The 19421-nt window shown below is 68.7% G+C and carries 18 protein-coding genes, 1 tRNA gene and 1 rRNA gene; 10 read left to right on the top strand and 10 right to left on the bottom strand.

The genetic code is table 11. The features are described 5' to 3' along the window. Nucleotides 1–17 precede the first annotated feature (17 nt). The 3 genes from rrf to VNJ48_RS03555 all read left to right on the top strand — a co-directional run bounded on the left by rrf (nucleotide 18) and on the right by VNJ48_RS03555 (nucleotide 1914). A 5S ribosomal RNA gene (rrf, locus tag VNJ48_RS03565) occupies nucleotides 18–134 on the top strand. 134 nt (nucleotides 135–268) lie between these two features. Next, nucleotides 269–1222, top strand: a complete 954-nt coding sequence (locus VNJ48_RS03560) for a tetratricopeptide repeat protein (RefSeq protein WP_325599175.1) — start codon at nucleotides 269–271, stop codon at nucleotides 1220–1222. A gap of 164 nt (nucleotides 1223–1386) precedes the next feature. Next, nucleotides 1387–1914: a DUF3145 domain-containing protein gene (locus VNJ48_RS03555; protein WP_325599173.1), complete on the top strand. Its 528-nt coding sequence runs from the start codon at nucleotides 1387–1389 to the stop codon at nucleotides 1912–1914. An 84-nt stretch (nucleotides 1915–1998) separates the two neighbouring features. On the opposite strand, the gene VNJ48_RS03550 is transcribed toward VNJ48_RS03555, so the two are convergent. The 6 genes from VNJ48_RS03550 to VNJ48_RS03525 form a co-directional block, all read right to left on the bottom strand. Next, nucleotides 1999–3429: an acyl-CoA carboxylase subunit beta gene (locus VNJ48_RS03550; RefSeq protein WP_325599171.1), complete on the bottom strand. Its 1431-nt coding sequence runs from the start codon at nucleotides 3427–3429 to the stop codon at nucleotides 1999–2001. Further along, nucleotides 3426–4664, bottom strand: coding sequence for a beta-ketoacyl-[acyl-carrier-protein] synthase II (locus tag VNJ48_RS03545; protein WP_325599169.1), 1239 nt, complete (start codon nucleotides 4662–4664; stop codon nucleotides 3426–3428). Before VNJ48_RS03545 ends, VNJ48_RS03550 begins: the two co-directional genes overlap by 4 nt. Before the next feature lie 83 nt (nucleotides 4665–4747). After that, a complete protein-coding gene (locus VNJ48_RS03540; RefSeq protein ID WP_325599167.1) occupies nucleotides 4748–4993 on the bottom strand; it encodes an acyl carrier protein in 246 nt (81 codons plus the stop codon). A gap of 38 nt (nucleotides 4994–5031) precedes the next feature. Beyond that, nucleotides 5032–6045 (bottom strand): beta-ketoacyl-ACP synthase III, encoded by a 1014-nt coding sequence (locus VNJ48_RS03535; RefSeq protein WP_325599165.1) that lies wholly within the window; start codon nucleotides 6043–6045, stop codon nucleotides 5032–5034. Further along, nucleotides 6045–7229: an acyltransferase domain-containing protein gene (locus VNJ48_RS03530; protein ID WP_325599163.1), complete on the bottom strand. Its 1185-nt coding sequence runs from the start codon at nucleotides 7227–7229 to the stop codon at nucleotides 6045–6047. Before VNJ48_RS03530 ends, VNJ48_RS03535 begins: the two co-directional genes overlap by 1 nt. A 77-nt stretch (nucleotides 7230–7306) precedes the next feature. Further along, entirely contained in the window at nucleotides 7307–8524 is a 1218-nt protein-coding gene (locus tag VNJ48_RS03525; RefSeq protein ID WP_325599161.1) for a helix-turn-helix domain-containing protein, read from the bottom strand. A 147-nt stretch (nucleotides 8525–8671) separates the two neighbouring features. Between VNJ48_RS03525 and VNJ48_RS03520 the strand changes: the two genes are divergently transcribed. Beyond that, nucleotides 8672–9646, top strand: coding sequence for an alpha/beta fold hydrolase (locus VNJ48_RS03520; protein WP_325599158.1), 975 nt, complete (start codon nucleotides 8672–8674; stop codon nucleotides 9644–9646). Nucleotides 9647–9656: 10 nt separating this feature from the next. Here VNJ48_RS03520 and aceE read toward each other — a convergent pair whose 3' ends face one another. Continuing rightward, entirely contained in the window at nucleotides 9657–12452 is a 2796-nt protein-coding gene (gene aceE, locus VNJ48_RS03515; RefSeq protein WP_414689902.1) for a pyruvate dehydrogenase (acetyl-transferring), homodimeric type, read from the bottom strand. 159 nt (nucleotides 12453–12611) lie between these two features. On the opposite strand from aceE, the gene VNJ48_RS03510 reads away from it, so the two are divergent. The 6 genes from VNJ48_RS03510 (at nucleotide 12612) to VNJ48_RS03485 (ending at nucleotide 16770) form a co-directional block, all read left to right on the top strand. Further along, nucleotides 12612–13031 carry a DUF3052 domain-containing protein gene (locus VNJ48_RS03510; RefSeq protein ID WP_325599180.1) on the top strand — a complete coding sequence of 140 codons (420 nt, stop codon included), beginning with the start codon at nucleotides 12612–12614 and terminating at the stop codon, nucleotides 13029–13031. 36 nt (nucleotides 13032–13067) lie between these two features. Next, nucleotides 13068–14711 carry an AMP-binding protein gene (locus VNJ48_RS03505; protein WP_325599154.1) on the top strand — a complete coding sequence of 548 codons (1644 nt, stop codon included), beginning with the start codon at nucleotides 13068–13070 and terminating at the stop codon, nucleotides 14709–14711. Further along, a complete protein-coding gene (locus VNJ48_RS03500; protein ID WP_325599152.1) occupies nucleotides 14708–15172 on the top strand; it encodes a peroxiredoxin in 465 nt (154 codons plus the stop codon). Before VNJ48_RS03505 ends, VNJ48_RS03500 begins: the two co-directional genes overlap by 4 nt. A 159-nt stretch (nucleotides 15173–15331) precedes the next feature. Continuing rightward, a tRNA-Val gene (locus VNJ48_RS03495) sits at nucleotides 15332–15406 on the top strand. A gap of 104 nt (nucleotides 15407–15510) precedes the next feature. Then, nucleotides 15511–15885 carry a hypothetical protein gene (locus VNJ48_RS03490; protein ID WP_325599150.1) on the top strand — a complete coding sequence of 125 codons (375 nt, stop codon included), beginning with the start codon at nucleotides 15511–15513 and terminating at the stop codon, nucleotides 15883–15885. Between the two features lie 6 nt (nucleotides 15886–15891). Continuing rightward, nucleotides 15892–16770: a serine/threonine-protein kinase gene (locus VNJ48_RS03485; protein WP_325599148.1), complete on the top strand. Its 879-nt coding sequence runs from the start codon at nucleotides 15892–15894 to the stop codon at nucleotides 16768–16770. 13 nt (nucleotides 16771–16783) lie between these two features. Here VNJ48_RS03485 and VNJ48_RS03480 read toward each other — a convergent pair whose 3' ends face one another. From VNJ48_RS03480 to VNJ48_RS03470, 3 genes are read right to left on the bottom strand one after another with little or no spacing between them, the layout of a single operon-like run. Then, nucleotides 16784–17458 (bottom strand): response regulator transcription factor, encoded by a 675-nt coding sequence (locus VNJ48_RS03480; protein WP_325599146.1) that lies wholly within the window; start codon nucleotides 17456–17458, stop codon nucleotides 16784–16786. Then, nucleotides 17436–18944 carry a sensor histidine kinase gene (locus VNJ48_RS03475; protein ID WP_325599144.1) on the bottom strand — a complete coding sequence of 503 codons (1509 nt, stop codon included), beginning with the start codon at nucleotides 18942–18944 and terminating at the stop codon, nucleotides 17436–17438. The genes VNJ48_RS03480 and VNJ48_RS03475 overlap by 23 nt, the downstream gene beginning before the upstream one ends. Then, nucleotides 18868–19365, bottom strand: coding sequence for a hypothetical protein (locus tag VNJ48_RS03470; RefSeq protein ID WP_325599142.1), 498 nt, complete (start codon nucleotides 19363–19365; stop codon nucleotides 18868–18870). Before VNJ48_RS03470 ends, VNJ48_RS03475 begins: the two co-directional genes overlap by 77 nt. Between the last annotated feature and the right edge of the window lie 56 nt (nucleotides 19366–19421).

The following is a 19421-nucleotide window of genomic DNA, read 5'->3' as shown; positions in this document are numbered from 1 at the left end:
GTGTGTTCCGCCAGAGTTACGGCGGCCATAGCGAAAGGGAAACACCCGGTCCCATACCGAACCCGGAAGTTAAGCCTTTCAGCGCCGATGGTACTGCAACCGAGAGGCTGTGGGAGAGTAGGACGCCGCCGGACATACATTTGAGGCAGAGGCCACCTGGTGACAGGTGGCCTCTGCTGCATTTGCGCCACAGGCAGTATCGTGGCACGCACCGCCATCTCGTCCCGACATCAGAACAGCGATCAAGCATCACCGAAAGGTTTCCGTCGTGCCCGAGGACCGTCGCAGCCAGCGCCCCGCATCACGAGGTGGCGCCAAGCCGCCCGCCCGAGGCGGGTCAAAGCCGCCCGCCCGAGGTGGGTCCAAGCCGGAACGCGGGGCTTCCAAGTCCGACCAGCGTGATGGGAAGCCGGCCGGTCGGGACAGCCGCGACAGCAGGGACACCCGTGGCGGTGGTCGCAGCGCGGCGGGTGGCCGGGGCTCTCGTGACGGGGACTGGAAGCGTCCTCGGGAGGAACAGGGCCCTCGGACCACCGATCAGGCGCAGTACGACGGCCCTCCTCTCCCCGACGAGGTCACGGGCCAGGAGCTCGACCGGGCCGTGGCCAACCAGCTCAAGGGGCTCCCCGAGAAGCTGGCCGCCCGGGTGGGGCGCCACCTTGCGGCCGCCGGTCTGTTGATCGACGAGGACCCCGAGACGGCCTACCAGCACACCCTCGCCGCGCGCGCTCGCGCGTCGCGCATCGCCGTGGTCCGTGAGGCCGTCGGGGAGGCGGCATACGCAGCGGGCCACTATGCCGAGGCGCTCGCCGAGCTGAGGGCGGCCAAGCGCATGAACGGAGCCACGGGCTACATCCCGATCATGGCTGACTGCCATCGCGCCCTGGGGAATCCTGCCCAGTCCCTCAAGCTGGCCAAGAGCCCGTCCGTGGCGAACTTCCTGCCGGAGGCCAAGGCGGAGATGACCCTCGTCGAGGCAGGGGCGCGCCGCGACATGGGACAGCTCGACGCGGCGCTGCGCACCCTCGAGCTCGCGCCGTTGACCTCGAACAGTCGGGCGGCCTGGGTCGTCCGACTCCGCTACGCGTATGCCGATACGCTCGAGGCCGCTGGCCGCGAGAGCGACGCCTTGGCGTGGTTCCACCGGACCCACGCGATCGACAGCGAGCAGATCACGGACGCCGCCGAGCGTGCCGAGCTGCTCGAGAAGCGGATCGGCTGATCCTGATGCCACGGGACCGACCTGCGCCGTCCCACTGGCAATCGCCCGCCACATGGGTCACAATGAAGTCACAAACCACATAGGTGTCATCAGATCTTGTTGAGCCGTCGCGCAGACCCGCTGGGGAAGGCGCATCTAGGCGTCGGAACTTCAAGGAGGTCACGGTGACCACACGCAACCACACCCGCCCGGACGTTGCCGGGACCCGGGGCATCCTCTACGTGCACTCAGCACCCTCTGCGCTGTGCCCGCACATCGAGTGGGCCGTTGGCGGGGTGCTCGGCGTCGCGGTGAGCCTGGACTGGATCCCGCAGCCGGCCCAGCCCGGCACCTATCGCGCCGAGCTGTCATGGGCGGGCTCCGTGGGTTCCGCGGCGGCTGTCGCATCCGCCCTGCGTGGGTGGGACCACCTGCGGTTCGAGATCACCGAGGAGCCCACGAGCGCGAGTGAGGGCACGCGCTTCTCCTTCACCCCCGAGCTCGGCGTCTACCACGCGGTGACCGGGCTGCACGGCGACGTCATGATCCCCGAGGACCGGCTCAAGGCGGCGGTCGTCAAGGCCGCCCTGGGCGACACCACCTTGCTCAACGAGATCGACAAGCTCCTCGGCAAGCCGTGGGACGACGAGCTCGAGACGTTCCGCCATGCCGGCGAGGGCGCACCCGTGCGCTGGCTGCACCAGGTCGTCTGACCCGGAGAACTGCGGCAGACGCGGCGTCCGGCGTCAGGCGTCCGGCGTCCGGCGTCCGGCGTCCGGCGTCCGGCGTCGAGCTGGTCACAACGGGATGTTGCCGTGCTGCCCGCGGCGTACGCCCGACGTGTCGATCTCGTGGCGAAAGGCGGCGGCGATGGCGCTACGCGTGCGGTCGGGTCGGACGATCTCGTCCACCACACCGATCTCGACGGCCTTGTCGACGCCACCGGCGATCCGCTCGTGCTCCGCGGCCAGCTCGGCCTCGACGCGGTGCCGGATCTCCGGCGAGACCTCGGCCAACTTTCGGCGGTGCAGGATCCGGATGGCTGCGACCGCGCCCATGACGGCGACCTCGGCGCCGGGCCAGGCCAGCACCCGGGTCGCGCCGAGGGACCGGGCGTTCATCGCGATGTAGGCGCCGCCGTACGTCTTGCGAGTCACCAGGGTGACCCGGGGGACGACGCACTCGCCGAAGGCGTGCAGGAGCTTGGCGCCGCGGCGTACGACGCCGTCCCACTCCTGCCCGACCCCTGGCAGATAGCCGGGCACGTCCACGAGCACGATGAGGGGTACGCCGAAGGCGTCGCACATCCGCACGAAGCGGGATGCCTTCTCGGCGGACAAGGAGTCCAGGCAGCCGCCGAGGCGGAGCGGGTTGTTGGCCACGACCCCGACGGTGCGACCGCCGAAGCGGCCCAGTGTGGTGACGATGTTGGGTGCCCAACGGGCGTGCAGCTCCTGCCCGGTGCCCTCGTCGAGGACCGCCTCGACCAAGGGATGGACGTCATAGGCCCGCTTCTTGGACTCGGGCAGCATCGCGGCCAGGTCACGGTCCAGCACCGAGTCCTGGTCGAGGCTGCCCTGCGCGCCGAGGAGGGACGCGACGTCGCGGGCACGCTCGAGCGCCTCGGCCTCGGACTCGGTGAGGATGTGGACCACGCCTGAGCGACGGCCGTGCGGCTCAGGCCCGCCGAGACGCAGCATGTCGACGTCCTCGCCGGTGACCGAGCGGACCACGTCGGGACCGGTCACGAAGATCCGCCCCTCGGGGCCGAGGATGACCACGTCGGTCAGCGCCGGACCGTAGGCGGCACCGCCGGCGGCAGGACCGAGCACCACCGAGACCTGGGGGATCTTGCCGGAGGCCTGGGTCATCACCTGGAAGATCCGCCCCACGGCGTGCAGCGACAGCACGCCCTCGGCGAGGCGGGCGCCGCCGGAGTGCCACAGCCCGATGATGGGGATGCCGTCAGTGATCGCGCGGTGATAGGCATCGACGACCGCGCGGCAACCGACGTCGCCCATGGCTCCGCCCATCACGGTCGCGTCGCTGCAGAAGGCCACGACGGTGGTGCCGTGGACGCGCCCGACGGCGGCCAGCATTCCGGAGTCGTCGTCCGCGGTGAGCAGCTCGAGGCTGTCCTCGTCGAAAAGGGCTGAGAGGCGCTGGACCGGGTGACGGGGATCCCGGTCGCGGGGGAGCTTCGCCGGCTTGGTGGCCGTTGCGGTCACGAAGCGCTGCCGAAGGCGACAGCGACGTTGGCGCCACCGAATCCGAAGGAGTTGTTGAGGCCGACGATGTCGCCCTCCGGCAGCTCACGTGCCGACGTCGGGATGTCGAGGTCGACCTCAGGGTCCTTGTTGTCCAGGTTGATGGTGGGAGGGCTCATGCGGTGCTGGAGGGCCAGCACGGTCGCGACGGCCTCGAGAGCACCCGCGCCACCGAGGAGGTGGCCGGTCATCGACTTGGTGCTGGTGACGACACAGCGATCGACGTGCTTGCCCAGGACGGCGTGCAGCATCAGGCCCTCGGCGATGTCGCCCTTCGGCGTGGACGTGGCGTGTGCGTTGACGTGCACCACGGTGGCCGGGTCGACGTCGCCCTCGCGGAGGGCCATCTGGATGGCGCGGGTGCCGCCACGACCCTCGGGATCGGGCTGCGCGATGTCGTGGGCGTCGTTGCTGATGCCGGCGCCGAGGACGGTCGCGTAGATCCGCGCACCGCGGGCACGGGCGTGCTCCTCGGACTCCAGGATCAGAACGGCACCGCCTTCACCCAGCACGAAGCCGTCCCGTGCGACGTCCCAGGGGCGCGAGACCGTCGTCGGGTCGCCCTCGTTCTTGGACAGCGCCATCATGTTGGCGAAGGCCGCCATCGGCAAGGCGTGCATGGCGGCTTCAGTGCCGCCCGCGATCACGGCGTCGGCGCGGCCGAGACGGATCAGGTCGATGGCCATGGCGATGGCCTCGTTGCCGGAGGCACAGGCAGACGTCGGGGCGTGCACGGCACCACGCGCGCCGTACTTGAGGCTGACGTTGGCCGCGGGCGCGTTGGGCATCAGCATGGGTACGGCGAGGGGCGAGACGCGACGGGGGCCCTTCTCGAGCAGTGCGTCGTAGTTGGCGAGCAGCGTCGTCACGCCACCGATCCCCGAGGCCAGCGACACCGCGAGGCGCTCGGGCTCGATGGAGCCCTCCAGCCCGGAGTCGGCCCAGGCCTCGTCCGCGGCGACCATGGCGAACTGGCTCGAGCGGTCCAGGCGGCGTGCCTTGACGCGTTCGAGGACCTCGGAGGGCTCCACGGCCACGCGTCCACCGATCTTGACAGGCAACTGGCCCACGAGGTCGTCCTCGAGGTGGCGGATGCCGGACTTGCCCGCGAGGAGGGCGTCCCACGTTGTCTTGACGTCACCTCCGAGGGGGGAGGTGGCGCCGAGTCCGGTGACGACTACGCGGGTCGTGGTCATGGGGATCTGTCCGTTCTGCTGAGGGTGTCGCGGCCGGGTAGGCGAGCTGGGGCGGCCGGGCCAGTGGCCCGGCCGCCGTCTGATCAGTCCTGCTGGCGCTCGATGAAGGCGACCGCGTCGCCGACGGTCTTGAGGTTCTTGACCTCGTCGTCAGGGATGGTCACGCCGAACTTCTCCTCGGCGGCCACGACGACCTCGACCATGGAGAGCGAGTCGACGTCGAGGTCGTCCACGAAGGACTTGTCGAGCTGCACGTCGTCGGCGTCGATGCCGGCGACCTCGTTGACGATCTCGGCGAGGTCGGAGCGGATCTCTTCGGTGGTGGCCATGGGCCTTCCTTTCACTGGTGGAACTGTTGGGCGGAAATTCAGGGGACGGTGATGACCTGCGCGGCATACGAGAGCCCGGCGCCGAAGGCGATGAGCAGGGCCGTGTCGCCGGAGCGTGCGTCGCCTTCAGTCATCATCCTCTCGAGCGCTAGTGGGACGGAAGCGGCAGAGGTGTTGCCCTGCTCGGCCACGTCGCGAGCTATGCGCACGTGGGCCGGCAGCTTCATCGAGCGGGCCATGGCATCGATGATGCGCATGTTTGCCTGGTGCGGGACGAAGACGTCGAGGTCGTCGAGGGTGATGCCGGCCTTGTCGAGCGCCTGCGTGCCGATCTTGGCCATGGCAAAGGACGCCCAGCGGAAGACGGGGTTGCCCTCCATCACGAGGTGGGGCATGACGCCGCTGCCGGGCGAGTCTGCGGTGCCGACCACGTCGCGCCAGTCCTCGCGCTGACGGATCAGGTCGAACTGCTCACCGTCGGAGCCCCACACGACCGGGCCGATGCCGGGGGTGTCGCTCGGCCCCACGACAGCCGCGCCCGCGCCGTCGCCGAAGATGAAGGCGGTGCCCCGGTCGCTCAGGTCAAGGATGTCCGTCATCCGCTCGACGCCGATGACCAGCACGTGGCGCGCGCTTCCTGCGCGGACGAAGTCGGAGGCCAACGAGATGCCGTGGCAAAAACCCGAGCAAGCGGCCGAGATGTCAAAGGCCGCAGCATGGGTGCCCAATTCGTGGGCGATCGCGGTGGCCACGGCCGGAGTCTGGAGCAGGTGGCTGACGGTCGCGACGACCACGCAGTCGATGTCGGCTGCATCAAGGCCGGATCGCTCGATGGCCAGGCGGGAGGCCGCCACGGACATCATCTGCACGGATTCCTCAGGGCCTGCCCAGCGCCGCGACTTGATGCCCGAACGCTGCTGGATCCACTCGTCGCTGGAGTCGATGGCCTCGATGACGTCGGCGTTGGGCACGATGCGCTCGGGGCGGTAGGCGCCGACACCGAGCACCCGGGCGTGCGGCGCGCCGGTCACGCTGGCGATCTGAGCGGCCATCAGGAGACGCCCTCGGGGTGCAGACGCAGGAGCGGCTGGCCGGGCGCGACCGGGTCGCCGTCCTCGACGAGCCACTCGACCACCTGTCCGCCGTGCAGCGCCTTCACCGGGGTGCTGTCGCGGGTGCTGGCCACCTCGCCGATGCTCGCGCCGGGCGACAGGACGTCGAGACCGGCAACCTCCTGGGAGAGGTGGAAGACGCCCTTGCCAGGGGAGACGACCATGCGCCAGGTGGGGCTGCTCTCGATCATCGACGCCTCCCCGTGCTTGTCGGCGAAGGCGCGGGCGTCGTCGAGCTGGTCGGGCGTCTTGAGGGCGAACGTCTCGACACCCTTCATGGCCCGCTTGGCGATGCCGGTCAGGGTGCCCGCCGGCGGCATCTCCAGGATGCCGGTGACGCCGAGGTCGAGCATGGTCTCCATGCAGAGGTCCCACCGCACGGGACTCGCGATCTGGCCGACGAGGCGGGCCAGGACGTCACGACCGTCGTGGATCACCTGGCCGTCGCGGTTGGAGATGAGAGGGGTGCGGGAGTCGTGGGTGGAGACCGAGCGCGCCAAGCCGGCCAGATGGCCCACGGCCGACTCCATGTGCGAGGTGTGGAACGCGCCGGCCACCGACAGGGGGATCAGTCGAGCCTTGGCCGGCGGAGTCTCGGCGAGGGCCGCGAGCTGCTCCATCGTGCCGGCAGCCACGATCTGACCGGGGCCGTTGTCGTTGGCTGCGGTGAGTCCGTGCTTCGCCAAGGCGGCCAGGACCTCCTCGCGGTCGCCGCCGAGGACGGCGGTCATCCCGGTGGGCGTCTGGGCAGCGGCATCAGCCATGGCAGCTCCGCGCTCGCGCACCAGCACCATGGCCTGCTCTGCGGAGATGACCCGTGCGCCAGCCGCTGCGGCCAACTCCCCGACGCTGTGGCCGGCGACGGCGCCGATCCGCTCGAAGGCGTCGGCCGGCTGGGGGAACAGGTCGAGCGCAGCGACGAGCCCGGTCGCGACCAGCAGGGGCTGGGCGATCCGGGTGTCGCGGATGGCCTCGGCGTCGGCCTGGGTCCCGTAGTGGGCGAGGTCGATGCCTGCGACCGTTGCGAGCCAGTCGAAGCGCGACGCGAAGACCGGATCCTCCAGCCAAGGGGTGAGGAAACCGGGGGACTGGGCCCCTTGGCCGGGAGCGACAATGACGAGCACGTCACCAGCGTGCCGTGTCACGGACCGGATGGCGCCTCCGACTCGCACGAACCCGATGACACATTCTTGTAGATATCCTACAAAGAAGGGTCAGCAGTCCCTCGCCCGGACTGCCGGCCGAGGACCAGCGCGATCTGCAGGGTGAACGCGTCGCGCGATGCCGTGGGGGCCAGGCCCGTCACGGTGGTCACCTGGTTGAGGCGGTAGCGCACGGTGTTGGGGTGGACGAAGAGGTGACGCGCCGTGCCCTCGAGCGAGGAGCCGTGCTGGAAGTACGCCGACAGCGTCTCGATCAGCGTGCCGCGGGCGCCCAGGAGGGGTAGGTAGACGTGATCCACGAGGTGCCGCCGAGCATGTCCGTCGCCTGCCAGGGCTCGTTCAGGGAGGAGCTCCTCACTGCGCACGGGGCGAGGAGCCTCCGGCCACCCACTGGCGGAGCGGTGGGCCGACATGGCCGCCCGGGCCGAGGCGTGGGCATGGCTGAGGTCCTCGGCGAGCGGCCCGACGACGACGGGTCCCGGACCGAAGTTGTCAACGATGCGCTCTGCTGCCTTGTGGGGATCGTCAACCCCGCCCAGCACCACCACGAGTCGTTCACCCTGGGCTGCGCAGAGGGCATCGACCCCCGCCGCTCGTGAGACCCGGCGAACCCCGTCGAAGACGTCGGTCTCCGTCCGCTGGGCCGGAACGGAGCCGAGCACCACGGCCACATCGCCTCGAGCACCCCAGCCCAGGGCACTGGCGCGCGACAGCATGGTCTCGTCGGCCTCGGAGCGCAGGACGGCGTCGACGACCAGTGCTTCGAGCCGGGCATCCCAAGCGCCGCGTACCTCGGCGGCACGCGCGTAGACCTCGGCGGTGGCGAAGGCGACCTCACGGCCGTAGCGCAGGATCGACTGGTGCACGTCGAAAGCATCGGCCGGGTCGAGGACGGCGTCGATGTTGGCCTCGACGACCGTGATGCTCAGTCGGACCAGGTCGACGGTCTGCCTCAGGTTGATCACTCCCGTGAGCTCACGGGGAGCGGCCCCGAAGACCGCCGCGGCAAGTGGAGGGGCATGGCTGGCGCGGACGGGATCCCATTCCCCGTCCGGGCCGTCCTCGCCGTACCAGTCGACGAAGCCCTTGATGCCCGCCTGGACGATGAGCCCCACCCACGAGCGGTCCTGCGCGCTCAGCTTCTCGAACCAGTCGAGGTCGCTGGACATCCTGGCCATGGCCGCGGTGCTGAGGGCTCCCGTCGAGCGCTGCAGCGCTGCAGCGGCGCGGCGACGGGACGGCTCTGCGGTCGGCACCCGCCGAATCTAGTCCCCTCCGTCCTGTGGAGTCGTGAGGCTCACACCAGCCAAGGAGTAACGATCCTGTTCCACCCCTCGTTGAGGTGGTGTCGCGAGGAGTGGAACGTGTTCTCCTTGGCGGCACACATCCACCAGGAGGCTGCCATGGGTGACATGCCCGAGCTCGAGTTCGTCGAGATCCACGGACATCGCCGCGCCTTCGTCCGGGTCGGCTCGGGTCCTGCCCTGCTGCTGCTCCACGGTCTGGGGTGCGACCACACGACGTGGTCGCCGGTCATCGAGTCGCTCGCCACGCGCTACACGGTGATCGCGCCCGACCTGCTGGGCCACGGGTCTTCGGACAAGCCGCGCGCCGACTACAGCGTCGGGGGGTACGCCAACGGCATGCGCGACCTCCTCACCGTCCTCGGGATCGAGCAGGTGACCGTCGTCGGCCACAGCTTCGGCGGTGGTGTCGCGATGCAGTTCGCCTACCAGTTCCCCGAGCGCACCGAGCGGCTCGTGCTGGTGAGCTCGGGCGGGCTCGGTCCGGAGGTCTCACCGGCGATCCGGGCGATCACGACGCCGGGCTTCCAGCAGGTCATGGGGCTGTTGACCCTGCCCGGCATCCGGCACGTGAGCACGGCCGGGATGCGGGCGCTCGCAGCGACCGGCAAGGTGTCGCTGCGGGACCTGGCAGAGGTGGCCGAGATCTACGACTCGTTCAAGGACCGCCGCAGCCGGGCGGCCATCCGGCACGTCGTCCGCGCAGTGGTGGACTGGAAGGGCCAGATCATCTCGATGTCAGATCGCGCCTACCTCACCGACGCGATGCCGATGTGTGTCGTGTGGGGTCGCCACGACACGACCATCCCGGTCCGGCACGCGAGCAATGCCGCGGCGCTGGCGCCGACGGCGCGGATCGAGGTCATTCCGAACTCGGGGCACTTCCCACACAAGGACCACCCCCAGCGGTTCGTCAAGATCATCAACGAGTTCATCCGCTCGACCGAGCCTGCGTCGTACGACCGTGATCGGTGGCGAGAGCTGCTGGAGACAGGCGCTGCCATCGAGCCCGCCGAGGCCCAGGCCGGCAACGCGCCGGTGAGTCCCGTGCGCGCCTTCGGTGCCGGCGCCTGAGGGCTGTCCCTCAGGCGTCCCCGCCCTCCTGCTTGACGTCGCGTACGGCGGTCGGGTCGTCGATGCGGTACTTCGCGGACGCCTCGACAACCTTCTCGACCCCAATCTCGCCGGCGTCGGCGAGCGCCTGCAGCGCCTGGACCACCACGCTCTGGGCGTCGATGTGGAAGAACCTGCGCGCCGCCGGTCGGGTGTCGGCGAAGCCGAAGCCGTCGGCCCCGAGCACGCGGTAGTCACCCGGGACCCAGCGGGCGATCTGGAGGGGGACTGCCCGCATGTAGTCGGAGACCGCGACGACCGGGCCGCTGACGCCGGCGAGCTTGTCGGCGACGTACGGCGTGCGCTTCGGCTCGCCGGGGTTGAGGAGGTTCCACTCCTCGGCGGCGACGGCGTCGCGCGCCAGCTCGTTCCACGACGTGACCGACCAGGTGTCGGCCGTGACACCCCACTCCTCGGCCAGCATGCGGGCGGCGTCGTGGATCCACGGGAACCCGACACCGGAGGCGAGGAGCTGGACGCGCGGCCCGTCGCCCTCCCCGGTGCTGAACTTGTGGATGCCCTTGAGGATGCCCTCGACGTCGGCGTCCTCGGGCTGGGCCGGTTGGGTCACCGGCTCGTTGTAGACCGTGATGTAGAAGATCACGTTTTCCGCGTCGGCGCCGTACATGCGCTCCAGGCCGGACTGCATGATGTGGCTGACCTCGAAGGCGAACGCGGGGTCGTAGTGCACGACCGCCGGGTTGGTCGAGGCCAGCAGCGGTGAGTGGCCGTCGGCGTGCTGCAGTCCCTCACCGGTCAGGGTGGTGCGACCCGCGGTGGCTCCGATCAGGAAGCCGCGCGCCAGCTGGTCGGCCATCGCCCAGATCGAGTCGCCGGTGCGCTGGAACCCGAACATCGAGTAGAAGATGTAGAACGGGATCATGTGCTCGCCGTGCGTGGAGTATGCCGAACCGGCGGCCGTCGCCGACGCCATGGCCCCGGCCTCGGAGATGCCCTCGTGCAGCATCTGGCCCTGCGCGGACTCCTTGTAGGAGAGCAGCAGCTTGCGGTCGACGGAGTCGTACTGCTGGCCACCGGGGTTGTAGACCTTCGCGCTCGGGAACATCGAGTCCATGCCGAAGGTGCGGTATTCGTCGGGGGCGATGGGAACAATGCGTTCGCCGATCTCCGGGTCCTTCATCCAGTCCTTGAGGAGCCGGACGACGGCCATCGTCGTGGCGATCTTGTTCTTGGTGTTGCCCTGCTTGAGCTCGGCGTAGAGCTCGTCGCCGGGCAGCTTGAGCGTCGTCGCCCGCGTCACTCGGCGCGGGACCGAGCCACCGAGCAGCTTGCGGCGCTCCAACATGTATTCGACCTCGTCGGAGTCCTTGCCGGGGTGGAAGAACGGAGCACCACCGGTCTTCTCGTAGGACTCCTCGAGCTCGCGGTCGCTGATCGGCAGGTAGAGCCGGTCGCGGTACTTCTTCAGGTCGGCCGGGGTCAGCTTCTTCATCTGGTGGGTGGCGTTCTTGCCCTCGAGGGCGTCGATGGTCCAGCCCTTGATGGTGTGGGCGAGGATCACCGTCGGCTGGCCGACATGCTTGGTGGCGGCGTCGAAGGCGGCGTACACCTTGCGGTAGTCGTGACCGCCGCGCGGCAGCTTCTCGATCTGCGAGTCGCTCATGTGCGCCACCATGGCGCGCAGGCGGGGATCGCCGCCGAAGAAGTCTTCACGGACGTAGCCGCCGTCCTCGGTGGAGTAGGTCTGGAACTGACCGTCCGGGGTGGAGTTCATCCGGTTGACGAGCACGCCGTCGACGTCCTTGGCGAGCAGGGCGTCCCACTCGCGGCCCCAGATCACCTTGACGACGTTCCAGCCCGCTCCACGGAAGTTGGCCTCGAGCTCCTGGATGATCTTGCCGTTGCCGGTGACCGGTCCGTCGAGCTGCTGGAGGTTGCAGTTGATGACCCAGGTGAGGTTGTCGAGCTCCTCGCGTGCAGCAATGCGGATCGCGCCCAACGACTCCGGCTCGGCCATCTCGCCGTCGCCCATGAACGCCCACACCCGCTGCTGCGAGGTGTCCTTGATGTTGCGGTTGTGCATGTAGCGGTTGAAGCGGGCCTGGTAGATCGAGTTGATCCCGGTGAGACCCATGGAGACGGTCGGGAACTCCCAGAAGTCCGGCATGAGGCGGGGGTGGGGGTAGGAGGGCAGCCCCTGGCCGACACCGTGCTGGACCTCCTGGCGGAAGCGGTAGAGCTGCTCCTCGCTCAGGCGACCCTCCAGGAAGGCGCGGGCGTAGATGCCCGGCGAACCGTGGCCCTGGATGTAGATCTGGTCACCGCCGCCGGGGTGGTCCTTGCCGCGGAAGAAGTGGTTGAAGCCGACCTCGTAGAGGCTCGCGGCCGACTGGTACGTCGCAATGTGGCCGCCGACCTCGAGGCCCTTGCGGTTGGCGCTGGAGACCATGACGGCGGCGTTCCACCGGATGAACGCGCGGATGCGGCGCTCGATGTCCTCGTCACCCGGGAACCAGGGCTCGCGCTCGGGGGGGATGGTGTTGATGTAGTCGGTGCTGCGCAGGGCGGGGACACCGACCTGCTTCTCGCGTGCACGCTCCAGCAGCCGCAGCATGACGTAGCGGGCACGGTCACGGCCCCGGCCCTCGAGGAGGGCATCGAAGGAGTCGAGCCACTCGTGGGTCTCTTCGGGGTCGATGTCCGGCAGTTGGGTCGGCAGACCTTCGTGGATCACGGCCCGGGTGGGGGTCGTGGAGGCAGGTACTTCCGTCTGGGCGCTGGTCGACTCATCACTCACAGGAGGCATCGTGTCACGCCTGAGGTTGCGACAAAATCTACTGACGAGTTGCACAACACGCGGTCCCCACGGGGCTTGGGGTTGCGTCCCTGCCACAACTCCGGTGGACTACCCCCACTCCGCGTCAGGCGGACCATCAACGAACGGAGGCGTGGCGTGAGCTCGACAATGGGTGGCGGAGCCGCCCAGGCAACAGGTGCCGCAGTGCGGCTGGGCGTGACGTCCGGCATGGTCATCCAGGAACTCGGCTGGGACAACGACACCGACGACGAGCTCAGGGTCGCGATCGAGGACACCATCGATGCGGACATGGTCGACGGTGACTACGGCAACGTGGTCGACGCGATCATCCTGTGGTGGCGCGACGGCGACGGCGACCTCGTGGATGCGCTGGTGGACGCGTTGACCGACCTGGTCGGCGGCGGAGCCATCTGGCTGTTGACGCCCAAGGTCGGGCGTCCGGGCTCGGTGGACGCGGCAGACATCGCCGAGGCGGCGCCCATCGCGGGGCTCTCGCAGACGACGACTGCAGCGGTCAGCAAGGACTGGCAGGCCTCGCGCCTGGTCACTCCCAAGACGCCGGCCTGACCTCCTGATGGGCCGGTCGCGCAACAGGAGCACCACGTGAACCGCCTGGTGGGCCACGCCGCCTCGGCGGCGACGACCCTGCGGGTCCTGGGTCGTGCCGGGGTGATCCGTCCCTACGGGCCGCTCAAGCTCGTGGGGCTGGGGCTGGCGGTGAACCGCTGGGGGACGGGCCCGGCGGGCGGGTTCGCCAGTCTCGCCATTCGCAGCCCCGACCGCGTCGGCCTCATCGACGAGCTCGGCGAGCTCACCTTCGGTGAGCTGCACCGGCGCAGCAACGCGCTCGCTCGTGGGCTGCAGGGTCTCGGGGTCGAGGAGGGCGACTCGGTGGCGGTGATGTGTCGCAACCATCGCGGTTTCGTCGATGCCACCCTCGCGGTCGCCAAGCTGGGCGCCGACATCCTCTACCTCAACACCGCCTTCGCCGGACCTCAGCTGGTCGACGTCCTGGAGCGGGAGAAGCCCACGGTGGTGATCCACGACGAGGAGTTCGCCGCGATGCTGGCGAAGGCGGACCTCGGGCGGCGGGTCCTGGCCTGGGTCGAGAGCGCACCCGAGGACCGCTCGGGCGCCGGGGCGGGGGAGACCCTCGAGGAGTTGATCTCGGCCCACGACGACTCGGAGGTCCGGGTCCCCGACCGGCATGCCCGCATCGTCATCCTCACGTCCGGTACGACCGGGACGCCGAAGGGTGCGCCACGCAACGAGGCCGGCATCGACGCGGCGGTCTCGATGCTCTCGCGGATGCCGCTGCGAGCCGGTTGGACCACCCACATCGCCGCCCCGTTGTTCCACACCTGGGGCTTCGCCCACCTGGCGCTGGCGATGCTGCTCGGCTCGACCGTCGTGCTCCGCCGCAGGTTCGACCCCGAGGAGGCCCTCCGTGCCATCGAGCAGCACCGGTGCGAGAGCTTCGTGGTGATCCCGGTGATGTTGCAGCGCATCCTGGCCCTCGACGACGAGACACTGGGGGCCCACACCCTGGACACGGTCCGGGTCGTGGCGGCCTCGGGTTCGGCCCTGCCCGGCACGATGGCGACCTCATGGATGGACCACTTCGGCGACAACCTCTACAACATCTACGGCTCGACCGAGGTCGCCTACGCCTCGATCGCCACCCCGGAGGATCTTCGAGCCCAACCAGGGTCGGCCGGCATGCCGCCGTACGGCACGGTCGTCAAGATCTTCGACGAGGACGGTCACGAGGTCGAGCCGGGGGAAGTGGGCCGGATCTTCGTCGGCAACAACATGCTGTTCGAGGGCTACACCGGCGGCGGGACCAAGGACATGATCGAGGGCCTGATGTCCACCGGTGACGTGGGGCGCTTTGATCCCGACGGCCGGCTCTACGTCGAAGGTCGCGACGACGAGATGATCGTCTCCGGCGGGGAGAACGTCTTCCCCAAGGAGGTCGAGGACTGTCTCGTCGGACATGAGGCCGTGGCCGAGGCCGCTGCGATCGGCGTCGATGACGACGACTACGGCAAACGGTTGCGGGCGTTCGTGTCACTGAGAGGTGCTGCGAACGGTCCACCCTCCGAGGACGAACTCAAGGCCCACGTCAAGGCCAACTTGGCGGGCTACAAGGTGCCACGCGAGATCGTCATCCTCGAGGAGCTGCCGCGCAACGCCACCGGCAAGGTCCTGAAGCGAGACCTGGTGGAATGGGACGGCGAGGCATGACGGGGCTCGAGCTGGGTGGAGAGGCACCCGACTTCACCCTGCGCGACCAGTTCGGCCAGGACGTCACGCTCAGCAGCCATCGCGGCAGCAAAGCAGTGCTGCTCCTCTTCTATCCCAACGCCTTCTCGGGGGTCTGCACGGGCGAGCTGGCCGGCATCCGGGAGCGCCTGGACGAGTTCATGACGTTCGACAGCGAGGTGTTCGCCCTCTCGTGCGACCCGGTCTACTCGGTGCGAGCCTTCGCGGATGCCGAGGGCCTGAACTTCCCCCTGCTCTCCGACTTCTGGCCACACGGTGAGGTCTCCCGCGCCTACGGCATCTTCGATGAAGGCAAGGGCACGCCGCGGCGGTCGTCCTACGTCATTGATCCGGAGGGTCGGGTGGCCTGGGCGGTGCACAACGCAAACCCGGACGGCCGGGACCTGGACGAGCACCTGGCGCAGCTGCGGGCACTGGTCTGAACCACTGACGAGGTTTGTCAGCAGTTTATGGAGAACCGCTGACAAGTGTGGAGCACCGCCCTAATCTCGTGATTGTTGAACCGCTGGTGACCCGAGACGCCAGCGGTTCAACTCATTTCATAGGGTGTCCGACAGCGCACCATCGGGCTCATGCCCAGCGCGTCGGTAGCTCAGCGGTAGAGCACTCGGTTTACACCCGAGCGGTCGGCGGTTCGAAACCGTCCCGACGCACCATCGATCGTGTTGATGAGAGGTCTCTCATCCGTGCTTCACATCGGCCTCATACCGACGGGGGACGCTGTGTCTCGTTCCGCAGGACCCCCCCGGAGAGGTAACCCATGAAGAAGCTCATCCCCACCACGTTGCTCGGCCTTGCTGGTGCCGTCGTGATCGGCCTGATCGGCATGCAGGCCCCGGCCGTCGCAGACGAGGCGATCAAGCGCGACGACGATGCCGTCGAGCTCGTCCTGGCCGCTGACGACGACGACGACGACACCAACGACGACAGCACTGACGACGAAGTCACCGGTGCACCCAGCCTCGAGTCGAACGACAACACCAACAGTCGGGTCAGCGCTGTCAGCCGCGACCGGGACGTCAGCCGCGGGGACCTGACGAAGGACTTCACCTCGGACGGTCCCGGGGACGACAACCGTGACTTCTCGGCCAACTCGACGAACGACAACAGCCGCAACGACACTCGTCGTCGCTGATCGGCGATGGGAGACTCGGCGCGCAGCTGGGATCTCGTCGAAGGTGACGCGATCACCGCAGAGCTGACGGCGGTCCGCAAGCTCGGTGGCGGAGCGTCCTACGAGGCCTGGCTCGCGTTCGACGAGGTGACCTACTCGGCCGTCGTCGTCAAGCTGCTCCGGCCCGACCAGATCGAGGACGAGTCCTCCCGACGCGGCATGCGTCGGGAGGTCACGGCCCTGGCCGCGGTCAACCACCCGGTCGTGGTGCGCGGTCTGCGCCACGACCTCGACGGACCGCGCCCGCACATCGTGCTCGAGCACATCGACGGTCCGCGGCTCTCGACCCTGATCCGTCGCCACGGGCGGTTGCAGGAGCAGCAGTATCTGCCGCTGGCGATCGACGTGGCGGCTTCGCTCCATTATCTGCACCACATCGGTTGGACGCACCTCGACATCAAGCCCAGCAACATCATCATGGGCTCGCCGGCCCGGCTCATCGACCTCTCGGTCGCGCGGCCGGAGGAACAGGCCCGGAGCTTGCGACACCTGATCGGGACCGACGCCTACATGTCCCCAGAGCAGTGCGACCCAGGCACGGTGGCACCCACCTACGCCAGTGACGTGTGGGGGCTGGGGGCGAGCCTGTTCCAGGCCGTGGCCGGCCATCGCGCCTTCGACGATCCGCAGCCGCGAGCCGATGGCCTCAGCGAGAGGTTCCCGCAGGTCAGTGCCGAGCCGCGAGATCTGCCGGGCGACGTACCGGACGACGTCGATGCCGTGATCCGCTCGATGCTCCAGCACGCTCCGGAAAAACGTCCGGCCCCGTCCGAGATCGTCGACGCCCTGGCACCGGTCCTCGAGCGCCAGCCGAAGGGCAGCCTGTCCGGCTTCAAGCTCCGCTGAACGGACGCTCGGATCAGGCAGGCTCGAAGCGGTAGCCGACTCCGCGAACGGTCGCGATGGTGGTGTTGCCGACCTTCTTGCGCAGATAGCCCACATAGACATCGACAACATTCGAACCGGGGTCGAAGTCGTAGCCCCACACGTGATCCAGCAACTGCTCGCGGGTCAGCACCTGGCCCGGGTTGAGCATGAAGATCTCCGCCAGGGCGAACTCGCGGGCAGACAGGTCGAGCACCTCTGCGTTGATCATGATCCGTCTGGTGCGGCGATCCAGCTCGAGGCCGCCGACGCGGAGCACCTCGTCGCGAGCACGCGCGTCGGGGGCATCGGTGGTGCGGAGCCGCAGCCGCACGCGAGCCAACAGCTCTGCGAAGCGAAAGGGTTTGGCCATGTAGTCGTCCGCGCCGCTGTCGAGCGCTGCGACGGTGTCGGTCACGGAGTCACGTGCGGTCAAGATGATGACCGGCATCCTGCTGCCCTGGGAGCGGAGCTGGTCGAGCACCTCGAAGCCGTTCATGCCTGGCAGGCCGATGTCGAGCACCATCAGGTCGAACCGGCCGGACAGTGCTGCGTCCAGCCCGCCCGGCCCGTCGGCGACGACAGTCGGCTGGTGACCTTCGGCGCGGAGGCCCTTCGCGACGAACGAGGCAATGCGTTGTTCGTCCTCAACGATCAGGATGCGGGCCATGCGAGACCTCCTGTGTCGGTAGGACGAGCTCGAAGAGGGCTCCAGCGGGCTCCGCGTCAGACACTGACACAGACCCGCCGTGGGCGATGACGATCGCTTGGACGATCGAGAGCCCCAGCCCGAAGCCCTCGTCGCCAGGGTGGACGTCGCCGCGGCCGAAGCGCTCGAAGATGGAGCCGCGCTGGTGCTCGGGGACGCCTGGTCCACTGTCGCGGACCCACACTCGAGCGGTGCCGTTGCTGAGTGAGGAGCCAAGTGCGATGGTGTCGCCCGGAGCGGTGTGCTTGACGGCGTTGTCGGCCAGCTGCAGGACGGCCTGGGTGAGTCGTTGCTCGTCCACGATGGTGCTGCCCTCTGCCCTCGCATCGAGACGCCAGTCGCGATCGCCGAGTCCGCGGGCCTTGGCCAGGAGGGACGCGGTCAGTTGCCCCAGATCAACCGGTCCCGGGGCCAGGAAGTCGGGGCGTCGGCTCTTGGCAAGGACGGTCAGATCACCGACGAGTCGTGCCATCCGGTCGACCTCGTCGAGGAGGAGGACGCGCGTCTCAGCGACCTCGTCGCGATCGCTCACGTCAAGCAGCTCCAGGTGGCCGCGCAGCACGGTCAGTGGAGTCTTGAGCTCGTGACCGGCATCGTCGAGGAAGCGCCGTTGCTCGGCGAAGCCCGCCTCGAGCCGAGCGAGCATGAGGTTGATGGTGCGGGTGAGCGCCGTGATGTCGTCGTTGCCCCGCTCCGGGATCCGTCGGGACAAGCCGGTGGCGGTGATGTCGCGCGCCGTCTCCTCGAGCGTGCGTAGCGGAGCCAACAGTCGTCCTGACTGGAAGCCGGCGATCGTGGTGATCAGCGCGAGGGACATGAGAGCGACCAGGGCGTAGGTGCTCAGCGTTCCTTGAAGCTCTTCGTGCTCGCCCTCGAGGAAGTTCACGATGACCAGTGAGCCCTGACTGTCTGAGTTGCTGACCGGAACAACCGTCACCCAGACCTCGCCGAACCGCTCGGAGGCGATGACGGTGGTCCCGCCATCGACAGGTGGGCTGTCCACCGCCTGCTGGTAGGCCGGTTCGTCCAACACTTCCTGTCCGTAGGGGTTGCGAGTGCGCAGGGGGCGAGCATCGTCGGCATACCCGACCAGCATCTCGTCGTCGCCGGGCACGTTGCGGGTCAAGAAGACGTCCAGCATTCTCGAGACGTCGTCGAAAGGCTGGCCGGTGAGAGGGTCGATCGTCAGCTCGCGGAACTCGGCGATCTCCTGATCGATCTGATCGGTGACGTCTCGCTCGATCCGCGCAGCCTCAAGTGCGTAGACGAGCAGGCCGGCGCCGGACATGGCCACCGCCATCAAGATGGCGATGACAGCGACGATGCGGGTGCGGACCGAGATCTGCGACAGGCGTCCCGGCCAGCGACGATCAGTCGTCGCTCCCGTCGTCGGGACCTCGATCGTCCTCGTCGTTGTCGCCTCCGCCGTCCTCCGCGTCGTCGTCATCGTCCTCGTCTGTGATGGTGTCGTCGTCCTCGTCCCGGTCGTCCGGACCTTCATCATCGTCCACCGGCGTGGGCTTCGGCGTCACGACTCGAGCCGACTCGTCGTCTCGGGCCTCGTCAGTGGGCGTGGGGACGGGTGGTGGAGTGCGGGTGGCGACTGACGTGGGAACGGAGGTGGGCCTGGGCGACGGTGTCGCGACGGGTGTGCGGCGGTCTTCTCGTTGCACGTCGTCGGCCCCGCCGCCCGACTTGCCCGTGGTCCGACGAGGGTCCTCGGAGGTGGGCGAGCGGGGGTCCTCGATGATCACCGGACTGCGGTCGGCGGGTTCGCCGGCCTGAGAGGCGACGAGCGACCCGGCGACGTACATCGTCATCGGCACGACGACGATCATCACCAGCAAGGTCTTCAACCATGAGCTCACATGCGCATGGTCGCTCGGCTGGGTGGCCCCGACATGAGAAGGCGATGAGAACTCTC

Origin of the sequence: Nocardioides sp. (genome assembly GCF_035576065.1) — a bacterium.
GTDB lineage: Bacteria > Actinomycetota > Actinomycetes > Propionibacteriales > Nocardioidaceae > Nocardioides.
Note: the sequence above shows the minus strand (reverse complement) of the source record. Positions and strands in the feature narration are given on the sequence as shown.

What these genes read in the sequence shown, in the direction of transcription:
- VNJ48_RS03545 (WP_325599169.1), bottom strand. Translation starts at nt 4,664, where the DNA reads ATGACCACGACCCGCGTAGTCGTCACCGGACTCGGCGCCACCTCCCCC.
- VNJ48_RS03540 (WP_325599167.1), bottom strand. Translation starts at nt 4,993, where the DNA reads ATGGCCACCACCGAAGAGATCCGCTCCGACCTCGCCGAGATCGTCAAC.
- VNJ48_RS03535 (WP_325599165.1), bottom strand. Translation starts at nt 6,045, where the DNA reads ATGGCCGCTCAGATCGCCAGCGTGACCGGCGCGCCGCACGCCCGGGTG.
- VNJ48_RS03520 (WP_325599158.1), top strand. Translation starts at nt 8,672, where the DNA reads ATGGGTGACATGCCCGAGCTCGAGTTCGTCGAGATCCACGGACATCGC.
- aceE (WP_414689902.1), bottom strand. Translation starts at nt 12,452, where the DNA reads ATGCCTCCTGTGAGTGATGAGTCGACCAGCGCCCAGACGGAAGTACCT.
- VNJ48_RS03510 (WP_325599180.1), top strand. Translation starts at nt 12,612, where the DNA reads ATGGGTGGCGGAGCCGCCCAGGCAACAGGTGCCGCAGTGCGGCTGGGC.
- VNJ48_RS03500 (WP_325599152.1), top strand. Translation starts at nt 14,708, where the DNA reads ATGACGGGGCTCGAGCTGGGTGGAGAGGCACCCGACTTCACCCTGCGC.
- VNJ48_RS03490 (WP_325599150.1), top strand. Translation starts at nt 15,511, where the DNA reads ATGAAGAAGCTCATCCCCACCACGTTGCTCGGCCTTGCTGGTGCCGTC.
- VNJ48_RS03485 (WP_325599148.1), top strand. Translation starts at nt 15,892, where the DNA reads ATGGGAGACTCGGCGCGCAGCTGGGATCTCGTCGAAGGTGACGCGATC.
- VNJ48_RS03480 (WP_325599146.1), bottom strand. Translation starts at nt 17,458, where the DNA reads ATGGCCCGCATCCTGATCGTTGAGGACGAACAACGCATTGCCTCGTTC.
- VNJ48_RS03475 (WP_325599144.1), bottom strand. Translation starts at nt 18,944, where the DNA reads ATGACGACGACGCGGAGGACGGCGGAGGCGACAACGACGAGGACGATC.